Origin of the sequence: Kitasatospora sp. NBC_01539 (genome assembly GCF_045040525.1) — a bacterium.
In the GTDB taxonomy this organism is placed as follows: domain Bacteria; phylum Actinomycetota; class Actinomycetes; order Streptomycetales; family Streptomycetaceae; genus Kitasatospora.
The window spans coordinates 6,729,282-6,751,949 of the sequence record NZ_CP109390.1; the positions used below are offsets into that span (position 1 = coordinate 6,729,282).

19 protein-coding genes are annotated in these 22,668 nt (G+C 73.4%); 10 read left to right on the plus strand and 9 right to left on the minus strand.

Going from position 1 to position 22,668, the window contains the following annotated elements:
• The first annotated feature begins 52 nt into the window (after window positions 1-52).
• The 7 genes from hpnE (at window position 53) to OG335_RS29215 (ending at window position 9,888) form a co-directional block, all read left to right on the plus strand.
• A complete protein-coding gene (hpnE, locus tag OG335_RS29185) occupies window positions 53-1,453 on the plus strand; it encodes a hydroxysqualene dehydroxylase HpnE (protein ID WP_405014113.1) in 1,401 nt (466 codons plus the stop codon).
• Window positions 1,450-2,613, plus strand: coding sequence for a polyprenyl synthetase family protein (locus tag OG335_RS29190; RefSeq protein ID WP_405014114.1), 1,164 nt, complete (start codon window positions 1,450-1,452; stop codon window positions 2,611-2,613). Before hpnE ends, OG335_RS29190 begins: the two co-directional genes overlap by 4 nt.
• A 123-nt stretch (window positions 2,614-2,736) precedes the next feature.
• The gene (gene shc, locus OG335_RS29195) at window positions 2,737-4,731 is read left to right on the plus strand and encodes a squalene--hopene cyclase (protein ID WP_405015567.1); all 1,995 of its coding nucleotides are present in this window, start codon (window positions 2,737-2,739) and stop codon (window positions 4,729-4,731) included.
• Window positions 4,732-4,788: 57 nt separating this feature from the next.
• Window positions 4,789-5,466: a 1-hydroxy-2-methyl-2-butenyl 4-diphosphate reductase gene (locus tag OG335_RS29200; protein ID WP_405014115.1), complete on the plus strand. Its 678-nt coding sequence runs from the start codon at window positions 4,789-4,791 to the stop codon at window positions 5,464-5,466.
• Window positions 5,467-5,468: 2 nt separating this feature from the next.
• Entirely contained in the window at window positions 5,469-6,494 is a 1,026-nt protein-coding gene (hpnH, locus tag OG335_RS29205; RefSeq protein WP_405014116.1) for an adenosyl-hopene transferase HpnH, read from the plus strand.
• Window positions 6,495-6,587: 93 nt separating this feature from the next.
• On the plus strand, window positions 6,588-8,498 hold the full coding sequence (gene dxs, locus OG335_RS29210; protein ID WP_405014117.1) for a 1-deoxy-D-xylulose-5-phosphate synthase: 1,911 nt from the start codon (window positions 6,588-6,590) through the stop codon (window positions 8,496-8,498).
• Window positions 8,488-9,888, plus strand: a complete 1,401-nt coding sequence (locus OG335_RS29215) for an aspartate aminotransferase family protein (protein WP_405014118.1) — start codon at window positions 8,488-8,490, stop codon at window positions 9,886-9,888. The genes dxs and OG335_RS29215 overlap by 11 nt, the downstream gene beginning before the upstream one ends.
• 55 nt (window positions 9,889-9,943) lie before the next feature.
• On the opposite strand, the gene OG335_RS29220 is transcribed toward OG335_RS29215, so the two are convergent.
• Genes OG335_RS29220 through OG335_RS29240 form a run of 5 tightly spaced genes read right to left on the minus strand, consistent with a single transcriptional unit; the run spans window position 9,944 to window position 15,098 of the window.
• Complete coding sequence (locus OG335_RS29220) at window positions 9,944-10,756, minus strand: NAD-dependent epimerase/dehydratase family protein (protein WP_405014119.1); 813 nt, start codon at window positions 10,754-10,756, stop codon at window positions 9,944-9,946.
• Complete coding sequence (locus OG335_RS29225; protein WP_405014120.1) at window positions 10,753-11,913, minus strand: enolase C-terminal domain-like protein; 1,161 nt, start codon at window positions 11,911-11,913, stop codon at window positions 10,753-10,755. Before OG335_RS29225 ends, OG335_RS29220 begins: the two co-directional genes overlap by 4 nt.
• Before the next feature lie 2 nt (window positions 11,914-11,915).
• Window positions 11,916-13,220, minus strand: a complete 1,305-nt coding sequence (locus OG335_RS29230; protein ID WP_405014121.1) for an ABC transporter substrate-binding protein — start codon at window positions 13,218-13,220, stop codon at window positions 11,916-11,918.
• Window positions 13,221-13,275: 55 nt separating this feature from the next.
• Window positions 13,276-14,178, minus strand: a complete 903-nt coding sequence (locus OG335_RS29235) for a carbohydrate ABC transporter permease (protein ID WP_405014122.1) — start codon at window positions 14,176-14,178, stop codon at window positions 13,276-13,278.
• 11 nt (window positions 14,179-14,189) lie between these two features.
• Window positions 14,190-15,098, minus strand: coding sequence for a carbohydrate ABC transporter permease (locus OG335_RS29240; protein ID WP_405014123.1), 909 nt, complete (start codon window positions 15,096-15,098; stop codon window positions 14,190-14,192).
• A 317-nt stretch (window positions 15,099-15,415) separates the two neighbouring features.
• Between OG335_RS29240 and OG335_RS29245 the strand changes: the two genes are divergently transcribed.
• Window positions 15,416-16,345 (plus strand): 5-dehydro-4-deoxyglucarate dehydratase, encoded by a 930-nt coding sequence (locus OG335_RS29245; RefSeq protein ID WP_405014124.1) that lies wholly within the window; start codon window positions 15,416-15,418, stop codon window positions 16,343-16,345.
• 64 nt (window positions 16,346-16,409) lie between these two features.
• Window positions 16,410-17,540 (plus strand): hypothetical protein, encoded by a 1,131-nt coding sequence (locus tag OG335_RS29250; protein ID WP_405014125.1) that lies wholly within the window; start codon window positions 16,410-16,412, stop codon window positions 17,538-17,540.
• 23 nt (window positions 17,541-17,563) lie between these two features.
• Here the strand turns inward: OG335_RS29250 and OG335_RS29255 are convergent, their stop codons facing one another.
• From OG335_RS29255 to OG335_RS29265, 3 genes are all read right to left on the minus strand, one after another.
• Window positions 17,564-18,397, minus strand: a complete 834-nt coding sequence (locus tag OG335_RS29255) for a rhamnogalacturonan acetylesterase (RefSeq protein ID WP_405014126.1) — start codon at window positions 18,395-18,397, stop codon at window positions 17,564-17,566.
• A gap of 12 nt (window positions 18,398-18,409) precedes the next feature.
• On the minus strand, window positions 18,410-19,531 hold the full coding sequence (locus OG335_RS29260; RefSeq protein ID WP_405014127.1) for a pectinesterase family protein: 1,122 nt from the start codon (window positions 19,529-19,531) through the stop codon (window positions 18,410-18,412).
• Between the two features lie 228 nt (window positions 19,532-19,759).
• A complete protein-coding gene (locus OG335_RS29265; RefSeq protein WP_405015568.1) occupies window positions 19,760-20,542 on the minus strand; it encodes an IclR family transcriptional regulator in 783 nt (260 codons plus the stop codon).
• A gap of 84 nt (window positions 20,543-20,626) precedes the next feature.
• Between OG335_RS29265 and OG335_RS29270 the strand changes: the two genes are divergently transcribed.
• On the plus strand, window positions 20,627-22,225 hold the full coding sequence (locus OG335_RS29270; protein ID WP_405015569.1) for an aldehyde dehydrogenase (NADP(+)): 1,599 nt from the start codon (window positions 20,627-20,629) through the stop codon (window positions 22,223-22,225).
• A 61-nt stretch (window positions 22,226-22,286) separates the two neighbouring features.
• Here OG335_RS29270 and OG335_RS29275 read toward each other — a convergent pair whose 3' ends face one another.
• Complete coding sequence (locus tag OG335_RS29275; protein ID WP_405014128.1) at window positions 22,287-22,553, minus strand: DUF6343 family protein; 267 nt, start codon at window positions 22,551-22,553, stop codon at window positions 22,287-22,289.
• Between the last annotated feature and the right edge of the window lie 115 nt (window positions 22,554-22,668).

Sequence of the window (22,668 nt, forward strand, 5' to 3'; positions counted from 1 at the left end):
CGGCGACGTTGGGTTCGGAGCGGCAGCGCGACCAGGGCAGGGGGTGGCATCGATGAGTGCACGGACGACCGCCGGTCGGTCCTCCGCCGTGGTCGTCGGCGGCGGCCTGGCCGGGATCACGGCCGCGCTGCGGCTGGCCGAGGCCGACCACGCGGTCACGCTCCTGGAGACGAGGCCCCGCCTCGGCGGGCTGGCCTTCTCCTTCCGCCGCGGCGACCTCGTCGTCGACAACGGCCAGCACGTCTTCCTGCGCTGCTGCACCGCCTACCGCGGCCTGATCGACCGACTGGGCGCGGGCCGTCTGGTGGACGTCCAGCCGCGGCTCGACGTGCCGGTGCTCAGCGTCACCGCCGACGGCCAGCGGACGTTCGGCCGGCTGCGGCGGGCCGGGCTCCCGGTGCCGCTGCACCTGGCGGCGAGCCTCGGCGGATATCCGCACCTCGGCCCGGCCGACCGGCTGCGGGTGGTGCGGGCGGCACTCGCCCTGAAGGCCCTCGACCTGGCCGACCCGGCACTGGACGACCTCTCCTTCGGGGAGTGGCTGCGCCGTCAGGGGCAGACCCCGGCCACCGTGGCCGCCCTGTGGGACCTCGTCGGCGTGGCCACGCTCAACGCCACCGCGGAGCAGACCTCGCTCGCGCTGGCCGCGATGGTCTTTAAGACCGGCCTGCTCTCCGACCCGGGCGCCTCCGACATCGGCATGGCCAACGTGCCGCTCGGGGAGATCCACCACGACGCCGCCCTCGCGGAGCTGGAGCGCGCCGGCGTGCAGGTCCGGCTGCGCACCCGGGCGGCCGAGATCAAGCCGGCCGACCGGCACGCCGTCCGCCTGGAGGACGGCGAGCTGCTGACCGCCGACACGGTGGTGCTGGCCGGCGCGCAGGAGGCCGCCGCCGCCCTGCTGCCGCCGGGGGCGATCCCCGCGCAGCACCGGCTGTCGGCGCTCGGCCACGCGCCGATCCTCAACGTGCACGTCGTCTACGACCGCACCCTGCTCCGGCAGCCGTTCTTCGCGGCGCTGGGCTCGCCGGTGCAGTGGGTGTTCGACCGTACGCCGCACTCCGGCCTCGCCGTGCCCGGCGCGCAGTACCTGGCGCTCTCGCAGTCGGCCGTGCAGGACGAGATCGACCTGCCGGTCGCCGAGCTGCGGGCCCGCTACCTGCCGGAGCTGGAACGGCTGATCCCCGGCGCCCGGACGGCCGAGGTGCTCGACTTCTTCGTGACGCGCGAGCGCACGGCGACGTTCGACCCGGCCCCCGGCACCGCCCGGCTGCGGCCCGGGGCACGCACGGACGTTCCCGGCCTGCTGCTGGCCGGGTCGTGGACGGCCACCGGATGGCCCGCCACGATGGAGAGCGCGGTGCGCAGCGGCCATGCCGCGGCGGACGCCGAGCTCGCCGCCACCGGCCGGCGGTCGCCCGCCGACCGCGGGGACGGGCGGTGGCCGCGATGACGGCACGCCCGGGCACCACCGACACCGCTACACGCCCGGCCCCCGCAAAGGCCGGGCATTCGCAAGGAGAGGGAACGCACGTGGAGGCTCGCACCCAGGGCACCGGAGCGGTGAAGGACACCACCTCGGTGCTGGACCTGCTGGCACGCGGCCGGACCATGTGCACCCCGTCGCTGCGGGAGGCCGTCGCCCGGTTGGCCGCACCGATGGACACCGTCGGTGCCTACCACTTCGGCTGGATCGACCGGGACGGGCGCCCGGCGGCGGGGGACGGCGGCAAGGCCGTGCGCCCGGCGCTGGCCCTGCTCTCGGCCGAGGCGGCCGGGGCATCGGCCGAGGCCGGCGTGCCCGGCGGCGTCTCCGTCGAACTGGTGCACAACTTTTCGCTGCTCCATGATGATCTGATGGACGGTGACGAGACCCGGAGGCACCGGGCGACGGCCTGGACGGTCTTCGGTCCGGCCCAGGCCGTGCTCGCCGGCGACGCGATGGCGACGCTGGGCACCGAGGTGCTCCTCGACGCCGCCGTGACCGGTGGGGCGAGCGCGGTCGACGCGGCGCGCGCCGTCCGGCTCATCACCACCGCGACCCGCCGCCTGATCGACGGGCAGGCGATGGACGTGGCCTTCGAGCAGCGCGACGTCGTGACCGTCGAGGAGTGCCTGGAGATGGAGGGCGGCAAGACCGGCGCCCTGCTGGCGGCCTCCGCCGCGATCGGCGCGGTGCTGGCCGGTGCCGACGACCGGGTCTCCGACGCGCTGCAGCGCTACGGCCACCACCTCGGCCTGGCCTTCCAGGCCGTCGACGACCTGCTCGGCATCTGGGGCGCGACCGAGGTGACCGGCAAGCCGCACTGGGGCGACCTGCGCCAGCGCAAGAAGTCGCTGCCGGTGTGCGCGGCGCTCGCCGAGGGCGGCGCCGCCTCGCGCCGACTCGCCGAACTGCTGGCCGACCCCGAAGGTCGGGGTGAGGAGAGTGAGCAGGCGCTCGCCGCCCGTGCGGCCCTGATCGAGGAGGCCGGCGGCCGGGCCTGGACGCAGGACGAGGCCCGCCGCCAGCACCAGACCGCCCTCGCCGCACTGGACGAGGTGCCGATGGCCGACGAGGTGCGCGAGCACTTCGTCGCACTCGCCGAATTCGTGGTGGTACGAGAGAGGTGACGTGAATTGACAGCAACCGCGGGCGGCCGGCTCGACCCCGAGTACGATTCCGAGCCGGCCGCGGTGGGTGACCGCCCTCCGGCACCCGACCGGGCGCAGGCCCGGTCGGTACCGGACGGCGGCGTGCCACCCGCCGACGCCGCGCAGGCGTCGGCCGACGGCGCGACTGCGGTAGGACTGTCCGACGATGTTCCTGCCGAGGAGGCGCTGGCCCGGGCCACCGCCCACCTGCTGTCACTCCAGCACTCCGACGGCTGGTGGAAGGGCGACCTGGAGACCAACGTCACCATGGACGCCGAGGACCTTTTACTGCGCGAGTTCCTGGGCATCCGCACCCCTGAGCAGACCCTGGCCACGGCAGCCTGGATCCGTTCGAAGCAGCGTGCGGACGGCACCTGGGCGACCTTCCACGGCGGGCCGCCCGAACTCTCCACCACCGTCGAGGCGTACGTCGCCCTCAGACTCGCCGGCGACGACCCACAGGCCCCCCACATGGCGGCGGCCGCCCACTACGTCCGCGAGGCGGGCGGCATCGCCGCCACCCGCGTCTTCACCCGCATCTGGCTGGCCCTGTTCGGCTGGTGGCCGTGGGAACGCCTTCCCGAGCTGCCCCCCGAGATCCTCTTCCTGCCCCGCTGGGCGCCGCTCAACATCTACGCCTTCGGCCAGTGGGCCCGGCAGACGATCGTCCCGCTCACGGTGGTCTCCGCGCACCGCCCGGTGCACCCGGCGCCCTTCGCCCTCACCGAGCTGCACGCCGACCCCGCGGACCCGTACCCGCTCCGCCCGCTCGCGCCCGCCGCCAGCTGGGACGGCCTGTTCCAGCGGCTCGACCGCCTGATGCACCACTACCACCGGTACGCCGTGCGGCCGCTGCGCCGGCTGGCGCTCGCCCGGGCCGGCCGCTGGATCGTGCACCGGCAGGAGGCCGACGGCTGCTGGGGCGGCATCCAGCCGCCTGCCGTCTACTCGCTCATCGCCCTGAACCTCCTCGGCTACCGGCTCGACCACCCGGTGATGAAGGCCGGCCTGACCGCGTTCGACGGCTTCACCGTGCACACCGAGGACGGCCGGCGCTGGATGGAGGCCTGCCAGTCGCCGGTGTGGGACACCTGCCTGGCCACCGTCGCCCTGCGTGACGCGGGCCTGCCCGCGGACGACCCCGCGCTCGTCCGCGCCGCCGACTGGATGCTCGGCGAGGAGATCACCACCCCCGGCGACTGGTCCGTCCGGCGGCCCAACCTCGCCCCCGGCGGCTGGGCGTTCGAGTTCCACAACGACACCTACCCCGACATCGACGACACCGCCGAGGTCGTGCTCGCCCTGCGCCGGGTCGCCCACCCCGAGCCCCAGCGCATCGACGCCGCGGTGGACCGGGGCGTCGAGTGGAACCTCGGCATGCAGTCCCGCGAAGGCGCCTGGGGCGCCTTCGACGTCGACAACACCAGCCCGCTCCCCAACAAGCTGCCGTTCTGCGACTTCGGCGAGGTCATCGATCCGCCGTCGGCGGACGTCACCGCCCACGTCGTCGAGATGCTCGCCGAGGTCGGCAAGGCCCGCGACCCGCGCACCCGGCGCGGGGTGGCCTGGCTCCTCGCCCAGCAGGAGGCGGACGGGTCCTGGTTCGGCCGCTGGGGCACCAACTACATCTACGGCACCGGCTCCGTCCTCCCCGCCCTGGTCGCCGCGGGCGTCCGGCCCGGCCACCCGGCCGTACGCCGCGCCGTCCGCTGGCTGGAGAGCCGGCAGAACCCGGACGGCGGATGGGGCGAGGACATGCGCTCCTACGAGGACCCGGCGACCTGGGCGGGCCGCGGCGACTCCACCGCCTCGCAGACCGCCTGGGCCCTGATGGCGCTCCTCGCCGCCGGGGAGGGGCCCGCCGGGGAGCCCGGCGGCGCCGACCGCACCGGCAGCGAGGCCGTCGAGCGCGGCGTCCGCTGGCTGACCCGCACCCAGCGGGCCGACGGCACCTGGGACGAACCGCAGTTCACCGGCACCGGCTTCCCCTGGGACTTCTCCATCAACTACCACCTCTACCGGCTGGTCTTCCCCGTCACGGCCCTCGGCCGGTACGTCACCGGCCGCGCGCTCGGCTCAGGAGGCGGTGGCCGGTGAAGGACCACCACGGAGACCCCGATCGATACGACGACCCCGACCGCGCGGAGGCCCAGGATGACCGGTGAACCCCTGCTGGTGGTGTGCGCGCTCGGCCCCGAGGCGTGGGCCCTGCGCGGCGGCGACTGGGCTGGCGCGGTCGGCGGCTCACCGGTGCTCGTCCGGACCGGGATCGGCCGCACCCGGGCCCGCCGCAGCCTGCGCACCCTGCTCGCCACCGGCCGCTACGGCGCCCTGGTGGTCGCCGGCTTCGGCGCGTCCGTCGCCCCGGGCACCGATCCGGGGGACATCATCGTCGCGGACGCCGTCCGCGACTCCGAGGGCGGCCGGTACGAGCTCGACTCCGCGGCGCCGCTCGCCAAGGCCCTCCAGGCCTGCGGAATGACCACCCACATCGGCCTCCACCACACCGCCGACCACGTCGTCCGCGGTGTGCAGCGGCGCGCCCTCCACGCCCGCGGCGCGTTCGCCGTCGACATGGAGGCCGCCGCCGTCCTCGCCGCCCGCGCCGAGCTGCGGCCCGGGCTGCCCGCCGCCGTCCTGCGGGTCGTCGTGGACACCCCCGAGCGCGAACTCCTCCGGCCCGGCACGCTGCCCGCGGGCGTCCGGTCCTGGCGGACGCTGCGCGCCGCCGTACCGGCGCTCACCGAGTGGCACCGGCTCGCCGCCACCGGCGAACCCGCACAGTCCGAGCCCCACCCCAAGCCATCGACGCTCCCTCAGGAGGCGAGTTAGCCATGGCCATGCCGCTGCGCCAGTCCCTTCGCGTCAGCACCTACCTGCTGCAGCAGAAGCTCAAGCGCCGTGAGAAGTTCCCGCTGATCGTCGAGCTGGAACCGCTGTACGCGTGCAACCTGGCCTGCGAGGGGTGCGGCAAGATCCAGCATCCGGCCGGGGTGCTCAAGCAGAGAATGCCCGTCGCCCAGGCGGTCGGCGCGGTGCTGGAGTCGGGTGCGCCCATGGTGTCGATCGCCGGCGGCGAGCCGCTGATGCACCCGCAGATCGACGAGATCGTGCGCCAGCTCGTCGCCCGCCGCAAGTACGTCTTCCTCTGCACCAACGCCCTGCTGATGCGCAAGAAGCTCGACAAGTTCACGCCCTCGCCGTACTTCACCTTCACCGTGCACATCGACGGGCTGCGCGAGCGGCACGACGCGTCGGTGGCCAAGGAGGGCACCTTCGACGAGGCCGTCGAGGCCATCAAGGAGGCCAAGCGGCGCGGCTTCCGGGTCACGACGAACTCGACGTTCTTCAACACCGACACCCCGCAGACCGTCATCGAGGTGCTCGACTACCTCAACGACGAGCTGCAGGTCGACGAGATGATGATCTCCCCGGCGTACGCCTACGAGAAGGCCCCCGACCAGGACCACTTCCTCGGCGTCGAGCAGACCCGCGCGCTCTTCCGCACGTCGTTCGCCGGCGGCAACCGCCTGCGCTGGCGGCTCAACCACAGCCCGCTCTTCCTGGACTTCCTGGAGGGCAAGGTCGACTTCGAGTGCACCGCCTGGGGCATCCCCAACTACTCCCTCTTCGGCTGGCAGCGGCCCTGCTACCTCATGGCCGACGGCTACGTGCCCACCTACCGGGAGCTCATCGAGAAGACCGAGTGGGACAAGTACGGCCGCGGCAAGGACGCCCGCTGCGACAACTGCATGGCGCACTGCGGCTACGAGCCGACCGCCGTCCTCGCCACCATGGGCTCGCTCAAGGAGTCGCTGCGCGCCGCCCGCGAGACCCTCGGCGCGGGCCGCGGGAAGTAGCGGACCGTCCGCCCGGCGTGCGCACCCGCGCACGCCGGGCGCACGCTGGACACTGACGGTCATCGCTCTCCACCCGAGCCGCGAGGTGAAGCCATGTCACTCCTGTCCACGATCACCGGGCCCACCGACCTCAGACGCCTGCCGGCCGGCGACCTCCCGCTGCTCGCCGACGAGATCCGGGACTTCCTGATCGACGCCGTCACCCGAACGGGCGGACACCTCGGCCCCAACCTCGGCGTCGTCGAACTCACCATCGCGGTGCACCGCGTCTTCGACTCCCCACGCGACCGCATCCTCTGGGACACCGGCCACCAGGCGTACGTGCACAAGCTGCTCACCGGACGCCAGGACTTCAGCCGGCTGCGAGCCAGGGGAGGGCTCTCCGGCTACCCCTCCCGCGCCGAGTCCGACCACGACCTCATCGAGAACTCCCACGCCTCCACCGCGCTCGGCTACGCCGACGGCATCGCCAAGGCCAACCAACTGCTCGGCGCGACCGGCCGGCACACCGTCGCCGTCGTCGGCGACGGCGCCCTCACCGGCGGCATGGCCTGGGAGGCGCTCAACAACATCGCCGAGGCCGACGACCGCCCCCTCGTCATCGTCGTCAACGACAACGAACGCTCCTACTCGCCGACCATCGGCGGCCTCGCCCACCACCTCGCCACCCTGCGCACCACCCGCGGCTACGAGCGCTTCCTCGCCTGGGGCAAGGAGGCCCTGCAACGCACCCCGATCGTCGGCCAGCCCATCTTCGGCGCCCTGCACGGCGCCAAGAAGGGCTTCAAGGACGCCTTCGCCCCGCAGGGCATGTTCGAGGACCTCGGCCTCAAGTACGTCGGACCCGTCGACGGGCACGACATCGCCGCGGTCGAACAGGCCCTGCGCCGCGCCCGGCACTTCGGCGGGCCCGTCATCGTCCACTGCATCACCCGCAAGGGCCACGGCTACCGGCCCGCCGAGCAGGACGAGGCCGACCGCTTCCACGCCGTCGGCGCCATGGACCCGTACACCTGCCTGCCCGTCTCGCCCGCCGCCGGACAGTCCTGGACCTCGGCCTTCGGCGCCGAGATGGTCGAGCTCGGCACCGACCGCCCCGACGTCGTCGCCGTCACCGCCGCCATGTTGCAGCCCGTCGGCCTCGGACCGTTCGCCCAGGCCTTCCCCGAGCGCACCTTCGACGTCGGCATCGCCGAGCAGCACGCCGTCGCCAGCGCGGCCGGCCTCGCCACCGGCGGCCTCCACCCGGTCGTCGCCGTCTACGCGACCTTCCTCAACCGCGCCTTCGACCAGGTGCTCATGGACGTCGCCCTGCACCGCCTCGGCGTCACCCTCGTCCTCGACCGGGCCGGCGTCACCGGCAACGACGGCGCCTCCCACAACGGCATGTGGGACATGTCGATCCTCCAGCTCGTGCCCGGCCTGCGGCTCGCCGCCCCGCGCGACGCCGAGCAGCTCCGCACCCAGCTCCGCGAGGCCGTCGAGGTCGGCGACGCCCCCACCGTCCTGCGCTTCCCCAAGGGCGAGCTCGGACCGGGCGTCCCCGCCATCGAGCGCGTCGGCGGCGTCGACGTGCTGCAGCGCACCGGCCCCACCCCCGACATCCTGCTCGTCGCCGTCGGCGCGATGGCCCCCGCCTGCCTCGACGCCGCCGCCCTGCTCCTCGCCGAGGGCTTCAGCGCCACCGTCGTCGACCCGCGCTGGGTCAAGCCGGTCGACCCCGCCCTCGTCACCCTGGCCGCCGCCCACCGGCTCGTCGTCACCGTCGAGGACAACGGCCGCACCGGCGGCGTCGGCTCCGCGATCGCCCAGGCCCTGCGCGACGCCGACGTCGACACCCCGCTGCGCGACCTCGGCATCCCGCAGGAGTTCCTCGCCCACGCCGGCCGCGGTGAGATCCTGGAGGAGATCGGGCTCACCGGCACCGGTGTCGCCGCCCAGACCGCCGTCTTCGCCAAGCAGCTGCTGCCGATCAGAGGAGCGAACCCGCACAATGCCGGCTGACCGCCCCACCGGGGGACTCGACCTCGCCGCCCTGCTCGCCGACCGCGGCGCCGAGCGGTACGAGCTGCACGCCCGTCACCTCAACCCGCAGCTGCCCCGGATGCTGCACACCATCGGCTTCGACCGCACCTACGAGCGGGCCCGGGGCGCGTACTTCTACGACGCCGACGGCAACGACTACCTCGACATGCTCGCCGGCTTCGGCATCTTCGCCCTCGGCCGGCACCACCCCGTCGTCCGCGACGCCCTCCGGCAGGTCATGGACCTCGACCTGCCCGACCTCACCCGCTTCGACTGCCCGCCGCTGCCCGGCCTGCTCGCCGAGCGGCTCGTCGCCCACGCCCCCGGCCTCGACCGGGTGTTCTTCGGCAACAGCGGCACCGAGGCGGTCGAGACGGCACTCAAGTTCGCCCGGTACGCCACCGGCCGGCCCCGCGTCCTCTACTGCGACCACGCCTTCCACGGCCTCACCGCCGGCGCGCTCTCCGTCAACGGCGAGAGCGGCTTCCGCAAGGGCTTCGACCCGCTGCTCCCCGACACCGCCGTTCCGCTCGGCGACCTCGCCGCGCTGGAGCGGGAGCTGAGGAAGGGCGACGTGGCCGCGCTGATCGTCGAGCCGATCCAGGGCAAGGGCGTGCACGAGACCCCGCCCGGCTGGCTGCTCGCCGCCCAGGAGCTGCTGCACGCCCACAAGGCGCTGCTGATCTGCGACGAGGTGCAGACCGGCATCGGCCGCACCGGCACGTTCTTCGCCTACCAGCACGAGGAGGGCGTGCGCCCCGACCTCGTCTGCGCGGCCAAGGCGCTCTCCGGCGGCTACGTGCCGGTCGGCGCGACCCTCGGCAAGAGCTGGATCTTCGAGAAGGTGTACTCCTCGATGGACCGGGTGCTCGTGCACTCGGCGAGCTTCGGCTCCAACGCCCAGGCGATGGCCGCCGGTCTCGCCACCCTCCAGGTCGTGCAGGACGAGCAGGTCGTCGAGAACGCCCGCCGGATCGGCGACCTCCTCCGGGCCCGGCTGGCGGCGCTGACCGACAGGTACGAGCTGCTGGCCGATGTCCGCGGCCGCGGGCTGATGATCGGCATCGAGTTCGGCCGGCCCAAGTCGCTGAAGCTGCGCACCGGCTGGACGGCGCTGCAGGCCGCACGCAAGGGACTGTTCGCCCAGATGGTGGTGGTGCCGCTGCTGCAGAAGCACCGCATCCTGACCCAGGTCTCCGGCGACCACCTGGAGGTCATCAAGCTGATCCCGCCGCTGATCATCACCGAGAAGGAGGTCGACCGGTTCGTCGACGCCTTCACCGAGGTGATGGACGACGCCCACCGCGGCAGCGGGCTCATGTGGGACTTCGGCCGCACCCTGGTCAAACAGGCCGTCTCGAACCGGTGACGCCGGTGACGCCGGTGCGGGGGGAGGCCGCCGCCTCTCCCCGCACCGGCGGTGCTCAGCGCGGCGGTTCGACCGTGGTGAAGCCGCCGCCCAGCAGCCGGGCGTCGACACCGTCCGGCGGCAGCTCGCCGTGCTCCGCGATCACCTCGGCGGCGTACTCCTCGGCGTCGTCCTGCGGCTCGTAGCCGAGCGCGCGGGCCGGGGCGAGGTCCCACCAGGCGCGGGTGTTGGCGCTGATGCCGTTGACGACGGTGTGGCCGTCGACCGGGGCGGTGAGCGACGCGTGCACCAGCCGGGCGCAGTCGGCGGGGCTCAGCCAGGTGGAGAGCATCCGGGTCGAGCGGGGCTTGGGGAAGCACGAGCCGATCCGGATCGACACCGTGGTGATGCCGTACTTGTCGGCGTAGAGCTGGGCCAGGCTCTCGCCGAAGACCTTGGACAGGCCGTAGTAGGTGTCGGGCCGGGGCGGTATGGCCGTACCGATCAGCCCCTTGCCGCCGGGGCCGGCGCCCTCCAGCGGGGTGAAGCCGACGGCGTGGTTGGAGCTCGCGAAGACGACCCGCTGCACGCCCTCCAGCCGGGCGGCCTCGTAGACGTGGTAGCTGCCCTCGATGTTGGCGCCGAGGATGTTCGCGAACGTGTCCTCCAGCGAGATGCCGCCGAGGTGGACGATCGCGTCCACGCCGCGGACGGCCTCGCGGACGGCGCCGGCGTCGCGCAGGTCGAAGGTGTGCGCGTCGTCCTCGCCCGGCAGCGGGGCGAGGTCGGCCAGGCGCAGCTTGTAGCCGAAGGCGGGCAGGAGGTGGCGCAGCAGGCTGCCGACACCGCCGGCGGCCCCGGTGAGGAGGATGGTCTGAGACATCGTCATTCCGTCGTGATCGTGTGGCGCTTGATGTGGTCCAGGTCGAAGTCGTCACCCAGGCCCGGCCGGTCGGGGAACCGGACGATGCCATGCTCGTCCATCGCGTCGACGATCGAGTGCAGGTGGGGCGGAACGGCGTCGAAGTCGGTGTGCGGATGGAGCAGACCGCGTTCGTACCAGCGGCCGTTCGTCGTGGCGCCGAGGAGGGAGAGGTTGCCGGAGCCGTTGCCGTGCACCTCGCACTCCATGTTGAAGGCCTCGGCGAGGTGCAGGGTGCGGACGGCCGGGGTGATGCCGCCGACGTCGGTGGTGCCGGTGCGCAGGATGTCGCACGCGCCGGAGGTGACCCACTCGGCGCGGGTGAAGTTCTTGCCCCAGGCGGTCTCGGGGCCGATGACGGCGATGTCGAGCTGGTCGGCGAGCCAGCGGTACGAGGCGATGGACGCCTCCTCCATCGGCTCCTCGAACCAGTGGTAGCCGAGCTCCTGGAGGGCGCGGCCGAGCCTGAGGGCCTCGGTGCGGGAGTACCAGTGGTTGGCGTCGAGCATCAGCTCGACGTCGGGGCCGACGGCGTCGCGGACGGCGGTGCAGGCCGCGATGTCGAGGGCGACGGACGGGGCGCCGGCGACCGGCGGCATCCAGGTGTGCAGCTTGATGGCGCGGTAGCCGCGTTCGACGAGCTGCACGGCGAAGGCCGCGTAGTCGGCGGGGGTGGCGAGGCCGCCCGGGATCTCGTCGCCGCACATGGTGGAGGCGTAGGCGGGTATCGCGCTGCGGGCGCCGCCGAGCAGCTTCCAGACGGGCAGGCCGAGGCGGTGCCCGGCGAGGTCCCACAGGGCGAGGTCGACGAAGCCGATCGCCCGGTCGGTGAGGCCGCCGTGCGCGCCGCGCTGCTTGCGGGCGAGGGACGTCCAGAGGCGCTCGCGGTCCAGCGGGTCCTGCCCGAGCAGGGCGGGGCGGATGTATTTGTCGAGGACGGCGGGCCGCAGGTGGTCGGGCTGCGCCAGGACCCGGCCGCAGGCCCCGTCGGTGTCGGTGACGGTGAGGAGGGCCTCGCGGACCTCGTGGGCGGGGGCGGGGTGGCGGTGGCCGTGCGCGTCGACGGTGGTGGCGGCGGTGGTCGTGAAGACCGACAGCTCGATGCGTTCGATGGTCGCGGTCATGGTCAGCCGTTCTTCGCCTTGTAGGTCTCCTGGGCCTTGGTGAACGCGTCGGCGATCGACTTCGCGAAGTCGGCCGCGGACATCTTGCCGAGCAGCACCTTCTGGAAGTTGGGCTCGGCGTCGGTCTTGGTGATCTTCGAGTACTGCGGCAGGTAGACGGGCGGCTGGACGATCTTGATGCTGGTGGAGTTGAGCGCGTCGCCGGCCTGCTTGGTGATGCCCGACTTGGTGTACCACTCGTCGGCGTACGCCTCGGTGTTGGCGGGGATCTGGCCGACGTTCTCGTTCCAGTAGCTGTTGGAGTCGTGGGAGTCGAGGAACTCCATGAACGTCCAGGCCTCCGCCTGGTGCTTGCTGTTCTTGAAGAGGCCGAAGCCGTCGACCGGGTTGGCGAGGATCGAGGTGCCGGCCGGGCCCGCGGGCAGCAGCATGCCGGCGACCTTGTCGCCGAGCGCGGTCTTCACGTCCTTGGTGGAGCCCAGGTTGTGGTGGACCATCATCACCTGGTTGGCCTGGAACTGCGCGAGCATCTGCGGGTAGGCGTTGGAGACGTCGGCCTCCGGGGTGGTGGCCTTGTACTGCGCGGCGATCTTCTCGATCAGGGCGACGTTCTTCGGGTCGTCGACGGTGGACCTGCCGCTCGCGTCGAACATCGCGTCGACGCCGGAGTAGGCGTACGCCTCGGAGAGCACCTGGAAGCCGGAGCCGGCGCCGCCGCGGATGGTGAAGCCGTACTGGTTCTTCGACCGGTCGGTGAGCGTGGTGGCGGCGGCGAACAGCTCGTCCCAGGTCTTCGGGGTCGCGATGCCGGCGGCCTTGAACTTGTCGGCGCGGTACCAGATGACGTCCTGGTTGCCGGAGGACGGCAGCTGGAACAGGCCCTTGCCGCCCGCGGCGCTCTTCGAGATGGTCAGGAAGTTCTCCGACAGCTTGCCGTTGAGCGTGCTCTTCGCGTACAGGTCGTCGAGCGGCGCGAGGGCCTTCTGCGCGGTGAGGGAGGCGAGCAGGGCGGTGGTGACGCCGCCGATGTCCGGCGTGGAGTTCGAGGCGACGGCGGTGTTGTACTTCTCGGAGATCTCCGAGCTGGTGACGCCCACGTACTTGACGGTGATGGTCGGGTGGGCCTTCTCGAACTCGTCGATGAGGTGCTGCATCAGCGGCGTTCTGGCCGGGCCGGCGTTGTTGTCCCAGTAGGTGATCGTGACCTTGCCGCCGGCGCCGTCCGAGGAGGAGCCGGACGAGGAACACGCGGTCAGCAGGCCGAGGGCGGCGAGGGCGGCGGCGGTGGTGCGCAGGGTGCGGCTCATGGCGGATTCCTGTCGGGAGACGGGGGATTGCTCGGGGGTGGTCCTGGCAGCGGGTTCAGCCCTTGACGGCGCCGGCGCTCATGCCCTGGACGAGGTACTTCTGGACGACGGCGAAGACCAGCACCACGGGGACGGCCGCGACCACGCCGCCCGCGGCGAGCGCGCCGAAGTCGACGGTGTTCTCGCCGATGGTGGTCTGCAGGCCGACCGGCACGGTCTGCAGCTCGGGGTCGTTGAGGAACATCAGCGCGAACAGGAAGTTGTTCCAGCTGCCGATGAAGGCGAACGAGCCGACGGCGACGATGCCCGGCCGCAGGAGCGGCAGCACGACGGCGAGGAAGGCGCGGATCCGGCCGCAGCCGTCGACCATCGCCGACTCCTCCAGCTCGACCGGGACGTTCTTCACGAAGCCGCTCATGAGGATCATGGCGAGCGGCAGTTGGAAGGTGGTCTCGGCGATGATCAGGCTCCAGCGGGAGTTGATCAGGTCGAAGGTCTGGAAGATGTTGAACAGCGGGATCAGCATCATCGCGCCCGGCACGAACTGCGTGCACAGCAGCGCGAGCATGAACACCTTGCGGCCGCGGAACTCGAACCGGGCCAGCGCGTACCCGCCCATCAGGGCGAAGAACGTGACGAACACCAGGGTGACCAGGGCGATCCACACGCTGTTGCGGAAGTACGTGCTGAAGCCCATGCCGTTCCACACTGTCTCGAAGTGCGCGGTGGTCACGGGCCAGGGCAGGAGCGAGGTGGAGCCGGCGGGGCGGAGCGCGAAGAGCAGCATCCAGTAGAACGGCACGACGGTGAACAACAGGTAGAGGCCGAGCGGCAGGAAGATCCGGGCGGTCCGGCCGCCGATGCCGCCGGGGCGTCGGACGGGTGCGGCGGCGGTGCGGGCGCCGGCCGGCAGGGCTGCGGTGGTCACGGGGGCGGGCTCCAGGTCGGGGGTGGTCATCGCGGACGCCGTCACTTCCCGCCGCCGAATCTGCTGAGCCGCAGGTAGAGGACCGAGCAGAAGAGCAGGATCACGAAGGCCGCCGTGGTGAGGGCCGAGCCGTATCCGAAGTCGTACGACTTGCGGGCGAGTTGGGCGACGTACAGCGGGAGGCTGGTGGTCGCGCCGGCCGGGCCGCCGTTGGTGAGGGTGTAGAGCAGGTCGACGTTGTTGAACTCCCACACCGAGCGCAGCAGGGTGGCCAGCACGATGGCGTCCCGCAGGTGCGGCAGGGTGACGTGGAAGAAGCTGCGGATCCGGCCGGCACCGTCCATGGAGGCCGCCTCGTAGAGCTCCTTCGGCACGGACTGCAGGTCGGCGAGGATGAGGATGGCGAAGAAGGGGACGCCGCGCCAGAGTTCGGCGACCACGGCGGCCGAGAAGACGGTGCCCGGATTGCCGAGGACGGACGTGGCGCTGTCGCCGATGCCGGCCTCCCCGAGGTAGTGGAAGACACCGGTGGCCGGGTTGTAGAGCAGCATCCAGATGCTGGTGGTCAGCACGCCGGAGACCGCCCAGGGGGAGAAGACCAGCGCGCGGGCCATCGCCCGGCCGATGAACGTCTCGTTGACGATGAGGGCGAGGCCCAGGCCGAGCAGCAGTTGCAGGACGACCTCGGCGAACACCCACTTCGCGGAGAAGGCCAGGCTCTGCCAGAACTGCGTGTCGGCGAACATCCGGCGGAAGTTGTCCAGGCCGACGAAGGCGTCGTCGTAGGGCTCGTTGACGACGTGGTGCTGCAGGGCGTAGTAGACGACGCTGCCGACGGGGACGACCAGGAAGACCGCCAGCAGCAGGACCGTCGGGGCGATGAGCGTGTACGGCGTGAGAGCCCGTCGCAGTCGGGCGCCGCGGTGGGTGGGAGTGCCGGCGAGAGCCACGCTTGAGCTCGCCTCCTCTCTGCCGGGGGCAAAGTCAGGGGCAGATGGGTGGGGTGGAACGGGCGCCAGGCCTCGGCGGTGGAACGTGAGCTCCATGCTCGTGGACGTCGTTCACAGGTGTGGACACCCTAGGTTTGCCATCTCTTGGCGTCAACCCCTCCTGCGGGACCGTGCGATGGCAGAGTAGAGGCCGCTTGCATCGATCTCGACGTTCATGGATGTGGACTGGGGTCATGATGATGTATAACGCTGTCGAGAGGTGCCGTACCGTCCGCGCACCCCGCCCCTCTGCCGCCCCTCTCTGGAGAGCGACCCCCATGCCTGCTGACCGCACCCCGCTCGTCGACCGCCTCGACGGCCTCCTCTTCTTCCCCGTCACCCCCTACGCGCCGGACGGCACCGTCGACCTCGACGCCTTCCGCGCCCATGTCCGCGCACGCCTGGACGACGGCGCCGCCGCGGTCTTCGCCGCCTGCGGCACCGGCGAGTACCACGCGCTCGGCCTCGACGAGTACGAGGCTGTCATCGCCGCCGCGGTCGAGGAAACCGCCGGGGCCGTCCCCGTCGTGGCCGGAGTGGGCCACGGCACCGCCCTCGCCCTCGACTTCCTGCGCCGCGCCGAACGCGCCGGCGCCGACGGCGTGCTGGCCCTGCCCCCCTACCTGGTCAAGCCCTCCCAGGAAGGGCTGCTGCGCCACTACGGCGCCATCGCCGCCGCCACCCGGCTGGAGATCATCGTCTACGCGCGCGACAACGCCGTGATCGACCCCGAGACCGTCGTGCGACTCGCCGCGATCGACAACATCGTCGGCTTCAAGGACGGCATCGGCGACCTCGACCGCATGCAGCGCATCGTCAGCGCCGTCCGCACCGCCCGCCCCGGCCTGCCGTTCCGCTACTTCAACGGCCTGCCGACCGCGGAGCTCACCGGCCTCGCCTACCGCGGCATCGGCGTCACCCTCTACTCCTCCGCCGTCTTCTGCTTCGCCCCCGACATCGCGCTCGCCTTCCACCGCGCGCTCAACGGCGGCGACGACGACACGGTCAACCGCCTGCTCGACGGCTTCTTCCGTCCGCTCGTCGAACTCCGAGCGCAGGGCTCCGGCTACGCCGTCTCCCTGGTCAAGGCCGGCGTGCGACTCGACGGCCTGGACGTCGGCCCCGTCCGCCCGCCGCTCACCGAGCCCGCCCCCGAGCACGTCGAGCAGCTCGCCGCCCTCGTCAAGCACGGCCGCACCCTGATCTGACCGACCCCCCGCCGACCCCGGCGCCCGGTCCGAAGGACCGGGCGCCCCTCACCCCGGAGCCGCCGTGCGCACCTCCGCCTTCCTCTACCCCTGGGACGTGCTCGGCGACCCGCACGCCGCAGCGCGCCTCGCCGGGCTCGGCCTCGACCGGGTCACCCTCGCCTCCGCCTACCACTCCACCCGGGCCCTGACCCCCCGTCACCCCGAACGGCGCATCGTCACCGCCCGCCACTCCGCCGTCTACTACCCCGCCTCCCCGCAGCGCTGGCGCGGCCGCGCGCTGCGCCCGTACGCGCAGGGCTGGCTGGACTCCGCCGACCCGTTCGGCGAGGCCGCCGACGCCCTGCGCCGCGCCGGGATCGAGGTGCACACCTGGGTCGTCCTCGCGCACAACTCGCGTCTGGGCGAGGAGCATCCGGGCAGCACCGTGCAGAACGCCTACGGCGAGCACTACCCGTGGGCGCCCTGCGTCGCGCGGCCCGAGGTCGTCGAGTACGCCGCCGACCTGGCGGCCGAGGCGGCGGTGCGCCCCGGCACGGCCGGCACCGAACTGGAGTCCTGCGGCTGGTACGGGCTGGCGCACCTGCACGCCCACGACAAGATCGCCGGGGTGCCGCTCGGCCAGGCCGGCCAGTTCCTCATGTCGCTCTGCTTCTGCGACGTCTGCACCCGCGGCTACGGCGAGCACGCCGCCGGACTGCGGAAGGCCGTGCGGGCGGCACTCGAACCGCTCTGGCGCGGCGGGGCCGAACCGGAGGCCGCGGACGAGTGGGGCCGCGTCGAGACGCTGCTCGGCGCCGGGCCCGCGGCCGCCGCGCTGGCCCACCGCACGGCCGCCGCGCTCGCGTTCCAGCAGGCGGCGGTCGGCGCCGTCCGGGCCGCCGCGCCGCCCGGCTTCCGCATCCTGCTGCACGGCGACCCGCTGGTGCACCGCAGCGGCCCCAACCCGGGCGTGGACGCCGCCCGGGTGCTCGCGCTCGCGGACGGGCTCGTGCTGCCCGAACCCGGCCGCACCCTGCCGCTCGCCGCGCCGCACCGGCGGCCGGGCAGCGTGCTGGCGGCCAACCTGCCGGTCGTCGCCGGTATGGGCGGCGGCGCCCCGGCGTTCGTGCCGGAGGCCGACGAACTACGGCTCTACCACGCGGGGCTGGCCTCCGACGCCGACCTCGCGGCGATCCGGGCGCTGCTGGCCTGAGCCCGCGCGGCGGTCACCGGGGCTCAGATCGCCGCCGGCCACACCAGCCGGTCGTCCGCCACCGGGGCGTGCAGCCCGCACAGCGAGCCCGGCGGCACCAGGTGCCGCCGGTGCAGCTCGTCCGCGACCAGCCGCGCCACCTCGATCGCGCCGTGCGCCTGGAAGTGCGTGTTGTCCGCCACCCCGTCCGGGTAGTGCGCGGCCCCGGCCGCCAGCCAGAGGAAGTACGCCCGGGTGCCGTCCGGTCCCAGGCGCTGCCAGAGCGCCAGGCTCAGCGCCTGGAGGTCGATCAGCGGTACCCCCTCCGCCGCGGCCAGGTCGCGTACGGCCTGCGGGTAGGCGCCGTGCGAGGCGAGGGCGTTGCCGTCCGCGTCGAAGCGGCGCCGTTCCACGGAGGTCACGAGCACGGGGAGGGCGCCGCGCTGCCGGGCGCCGTCCAGGTAGCGCCGCAGGTACTGCGGGTACGTGGTGGCCGGGTCGGTGCCGCGGTCCGGGTCGGAGGTCTTCTCGTCGTTGTGCCCGAAGGAGATCAGGAGCCTGTCGCCGGGCCGCAGGTCGACGAGGATGCCGTCGAGCAGGCCGAGGTCGGCGAACGACTTCGAACTCGCCCCGGAGAGCGCCCGGTCGTCGACGGCCAGGCGCGGCGTGGCGAACACCGGCAGCGCCTGCCCCCAGCCGGCCCGCGGCGCCGCGCTCTCCGGGTAGACGGAGGCGGTGGAGTCGCCGGCGACGAAGACGGTGGTGCGGCGGCGCGGTGCGGCGGCGGCCGGTCCGGCCCCTGCGGCGACCGCGGCGGCGGCCAGCAGCGGGGCGGCCGCGGCGGCCCGGGCGAGGGTGCGGCGGGTCAGTTCGGTCATGGTCGGTCTCTCCTAGCGCCAGGGCTGCCAGGCGTCCGCACCGAGGAGGTAGCTCTCCCGGGTGTGCAGGGCGGCCTGGGTGCGGGTCAGCTGGGGGCGGTTGGCGGGCACGGTGATCACGGCGCCGGGGCCCTCGTCGGCGAACTCGGCGAAGCGCTGCTGCTGCCACGGGTGGGCCGCGGCCATGTCGGTGTACGGCGCGACGGCGTCGATCCCCGCGCCGAGGTACGACTGGCGGACGGTCAGCATCGGCCAGGCCGTCGGGTCACTGCTCGGCACCCACGGGCGGGCGAGGCAGTACGCGCCGTCTGGTGCGGTGCTCTCGACGGTGCAGCGGACGGCGAGGAAGCCGTGCGCGGTGGCCCGGGCGGTGCTGGGCGCGAAGACGAACCCCTGCGGGGTGAAGGCGGTGTCGGGGCGGTCCAGGGTGCGCAGCACGCAGTGCTCGAACACCGCGGTCGCACGGCCGAAGACGAAGTCGACGTCGCCCTCGACGTAGCAGTGCTCGAAGTACTGCCGGGCGGTGGTGGCGAGCGAGGCGGTGTCCGCGTACAGCGTGTCCTGGTGGCCGAGGAAGCGGCAGTGGTGGAAGGCCGAGCGGTCGCCGGTGACCTTGACGGCGACGGCCTGCGTGCCGGTGACCCCGGGATGGTCGGCGCGCAGCCAGTCGTTGGCGAAGGTGACGTCGCGGGCGGTGAACCCCTCGGCCTGCAGGGTGACGCTGGCGCTGCCCGTGGTGCCGTACGTGCCGCCTCCGGGCTTGGCGGTGCCGGCCGCGTTGTCGTACACGACGACCGTGTCGCGGGCGCGGCGGCTGCCGCCGAGCAGGGTGAGGAAGGGCCGGGAGGACGGCACCGTGACCGTCTCGCGGTAGGTGCCGGGGGCGAGCACGAGCGTCCACCCGGTCGCCGCGGTGGTGCCGGTGGGGGTGGCGGAGACGGCGTCCTGCACGGTGGCGAAGTCGCCGGTGCCGGCCGGGTCCACGTAGAGGGTGCGGGAGTCGAGGCGGTCGGCGGGCGAGCCGTAGCAGCCCCAGGCGGTGCGGGCGGGCCGGGCGGCGGCGGGGGAGGCGGTGGCGCCGGCGCCGATCAGGGATCCGGCGGAGGCGAGCAGGACGGTTCGGCGGGTGGGCATGGCGGGCTCCGATGGCCGGGGGCCCCGGCGCTGTGGGGGCGTGCCGGGGCCCGGAGAGGGCGACACACACCTCAGCATTCAAATACATGAACGGTGGTCGCATCCATGGCCGGGACACTAGGAGGCTGCCCGTGTGCTGTCAATGCCCCCTGCGGGCGCACGCGAACGCGCCCCGCACCGGGGAGGTGCGGGGCGCGCAGGCGGGCCCGAGGGGGTGCCGGCCGGGGCTCAGAGGTGCCGGGTGGCCAGCGTGAGGCGGTCCCGTGCGTCCATCAGGGCGTCGCGGATCATCTGCTCCCGCCCGGGCGTCAGCCGGGCCACCGGCACCGAGACGCTGATCGCGTCACGGGCCGGGTGGCGGTACGGGACCGCCACGCCGAAGCACCGGACGCCCAGCGTGTTCTCCTCGCGGTCGACCGCGTAGCCCAGCTCGCGGATCCGGTGCAGCTCCTCGATGAGCTGCTCGCGGTCGGTGTGCGAGTGCTCGGTCAGCGGCTCCAGCTTCTCCGGCAGCAGCCGGCGGATCTGCTCGTCGGTGTGCGTGGCCAGCAGGGCCTTGCCGTGCGAGGTGCAGTACGCCGGCAGCCGCCGGCCGATCCGGGTGAAGGGCCGCAGGCTGTGCTGCGACTGGCGGGTCGCCAGGTACACCACGCTGGTGCCGTCCAGCCGGGCGAGGTGGATGGTCTCGCCGGTGTCGTCGGCGATGCGGTCCAGCGTGGGCCGTGCCGCGGCGACGGCTTCGTCGCCGTCGATGTAGGAGCTGCCCACGAGCAGGGCGCGCACGCCGATGCCGTAGCGGGTGCCGGTGGCGTCGGTCTCCACCCAGCCCAGTTCGACGAGGGTGCGCAGCAGCATGTACAGGCTGGATTTGGGATAGCCGGTCTGCTCCTGCACCTCCGCGAGGCTGTGCATGCCGGTGTTCCCGGCGAAGTACTCCAGCAACTCCACGGTGCGGACCGCGGACTTGACCTGGGCACCGCCGCCGTTGGCGGCGTCGTTCGGCGAGGGCATGGCCTTGACCCCTTCCGTCACGCGGCGTATCGTCCCGCGAGTTCAAATAGTCGTATGACGTTCAGCATACTGAACAGATGCGTGATGTGGGGACAGAACCCGCGTCGCACCCTCGCGGAGCGGACGCTACCGGACCCGCACCGCACAGAGGAGGCCCGCGTGCACACCGACGACGTCCAGCCCTCGCCCGTCCTCTCCGTCGACCCACGGACCGGTGAGGACCGCGGTCAGGTCGCCACCGAGGCGGGCTCCGCCGAGGTCGATGCCGTCGTACGGGCCGCCGCCGCGGCAGCCCCCGCCCTCGCCGACCGAGCCCGCCGGATCGCCCTCCTGCGCGCCGCCGCCGACCGGCTCGACGCCGCCGCCGACGAGATCACCGCCACCGCCGACGCCGAGACCGCCCTCGGCCCCGCCCGGCTCACCGGCGAACTCGCCCGCACCACCTACCAGCTCCGCGCCTTCGCCGACCAGATCGCCGACGGCGCCCACCTCGGCGTCATCATCGACCACGCCGACCCCGCCCTCGGCCGCCCCGACCTGCGCCGGATGAAGCTCCCGCTCGGCGTCGTCGCCGTCTTCGCGGCCAGCAACTTCCCGCTGGCCTTCTCCGTCGCCGGCGGCGACACCGCCAGCGCGCTCGCCGCGGGCTGCCCCGTCGTCGTCAAGGCCCACCCCGACCACCCCGCCACCAGCGAGCTCGCCGCCCGGCTCGTCCGCGAGGCCGCCGTCTCCGTCGGGCTGCCCGCCGACGTCCTCGCCGTCGTGCACGGCTTCGGCGCCGGCCCCGCCCTCGTCCGGCACCCGCTCACCGCCGCCGCCGGCTTCACCGGCTCCGTCCGCGGCGGCCGCGCACTGTACGACATCGCCGCCGCCCGGCCCCGCCCGATCCCGTTCCACGGCGAGCTCGGCAGCCTCAACCCCGTCGTGGTCACCGAACGCGCCGCCGCCACCCGCGCCGAGGAGATCGGCGCCGGCCTGGCCGCGTCCTTCACCCTCGGGAACGGCCAGTTCTGCGTGAAGCCCGGACTGGTCCTCGTCCCGGCGGGCGACGGCGCCGTCGAGAAGGCCCTCGTCGACACGGCCGCCCAGGCCCCCGCCGGCGCCCTGCTCGACCCCCGCATGCGCACCGCCTTCCTCGACGGCGTCCGCGAGCGCGCCGCCCGGCCCGGCGTCGAGGTGCTGCTCGCCGCCGGCGCGGAGCCCACCGAGCAGGCGCCGCTCGCCGTCCGGCCCGGCATCCTCGCCGTCCCCGCCGACCGGCTCACCGAGCTGCTGCTGGAGGAGTGCTTCGGCCCCGTCACCGTCCTCGTCCGCTACCGCGACGCGGCCGAGCTGGAGGACGTCCTCGCCCGGCTCGACGGCAACCTCACCGCCACCGTCCAGCTCGCCGCCGACGAACGCGGCCCCGAGACCGCCGCCCTCCTCCAGCGCCTCGTACCGCTGGCCGGCCGGCTCGTCGTCGACGGCTGGCCCACCGGCGTCACCGTCGCCCCCGCCATGCAGCACGGCGGCCCCTACCCGGCGACCACCTCCACCTCGACCTCGGTCGGCGCCACCGCCATCGAACGCTGGCTGCGCCCGGTCAGCTACCAGAACGCCCCCGAGGCGCTGCTGCCGCCCGAACTCCACGACGCCAACCCGCTCGGCGTGCCGCGCCAGGTCGACGGGCGGCGCGAGGGCTGACGGCCGGACCGCCGGCGGGGCCGGCCGTACGGCTCCGCCGGCGGACCACCACCCACTCCGCTCAGAGCTCCGTCCGGCGCCGGCGGACCACCACCCACAGATCGGCCGCGGCCAGCAGCGTCAGCACGCCGCAGCACACCGCGAAGACCACCAGCGTGCCGCCGCTCGGCACGTCCGTGCTGCTGCTCCGGGCGGCCCAGACCGCGAAGCCCGCCGTCATCAGCGCGAACACCGGCAGGAACAGCACCGACAGCAGGAACCTCAGCTTCAGGTCGCTGCGCGCGGTGGCCGGCTCGGTGCCGCTGCGCCAGTACCGGGGTGTTCTCACCGTCCGCACACCACTCACCTCCGGCCCCGCCTCACGTTCCAGGCCTCCAGCCTAGGCCCGGGACGGCGGCCGTGGTCGCGGCGATCGCACCGGCCGGATCGAGGCCGACGGGCCG

Excerpts from the sequence above, each read along its gene's own strand:
- OG335_RS29220 (WP_405014119.1), bottom strand. The coding sequence starts at position 10,756 with ATGACGATGTCTCAGACCATCCTCCTCACCGGGGCCGCCGGCGGTGTC.
- OG335_RS29255 (WP_405014126.1), bottom strand. The coding sequence starts at position 18,397 with ATGACCGAACTGACCCGCCGCACCCTCGCCCGGGCCGCCGCGGCCGCC.
- OG335_RS29230 (WP_405014121.1), bottom strand. The coding sequence starts at position 13,220 with ATGAGCCGCACCCTGCGCACCACCGCCGCCGCCCTCGCCGCCCTCGGC.
- OG335_RS29215 (WP_405014118.1), top strand. The coding sequence starts at position 8,488 with ATGCCGGCTGACCGCCCCACCGGGGGACTCGACCTCGCCGCCCTGCTC.
- hpnE (WP_405014113.1), top strand. The coding sequence starts at position 53 with ATGAGTGCACGGACGACCGCCGGTCGGTCCTCCGCCGTGGTCGTCGGC.
- OG335_RS29200 (WP_405014115.1), top strand. The coding sequence starts at position 4,789 with ATGACCGGTGAACCCCTGCTGGTGGTGTGCGCGCTCGGCCCCGAGGCG.
- dxs (WP_405014117.1), top strand. The coding sequence starts at position 6,588 with ATGTCACTCCTGTCCACGATCACCGGGCCCACCGACCTCAGACGCCTG.
- OG335_RS29265 (WP_405015568.1), bottom strand. The coding sequence starts at position 20,542 with ATGCCCTCGCCGAACGACGCCGCCAACGGCGGCGGTGCCCAGGTCAAG.
- OG335_RS29225 (WP_405014120.1), bottom strand. The coding sequence starts at position 11,913 with ATGACCGCGACCATCGAACGCATCGAGCTGTCGGTCTTCACGACCACC.
- hpnH (WP_405014116.1), top strand. The coding sequence starts at position 5,469 with ATGGCCATGCCGCTGCGCCAGTCCCTTCGCGTCAGCACCTACCTGCTG.
- OG335_RS29260 (WP_405014127.1), bottom strand. The coding sequence starts at position 19,531 with ATGCCCACCCGCCGAACCGTCCTGCTCGCCTCCGCCGGATCCCTGATC.
- OG335_RS29245 (WP_405014124.1), top strand. The coding sequence starts at position 15,416 with ATGCCTGCTGACCGCACCCCGCTCGTCGACCGCCTCGACGGCCTCCTC.
- OG335_RS29190 (WP_405014114.1), top strand. The coding sequence starts at position 1,450 with ATGACGGCACGCCCGGGCACCACCGACACCGCTACACGCCCGGCCCCC.
- OG335_RS29235 (WP_405014122.1), bottom strand. The coding sequence starts at position 14,178 with ATGACCACCCCCGACCTGGAGCCCGCCCCCGTGACCACCGCAGCCCTG.
- OG335_RS29270 (WP_405015569.1), top strand. The coding sequence starts at position 20,627 with ATGTGGGGACAGAACCCGCGTCGCACCCTCGCGGAGCGGACGCTACCG.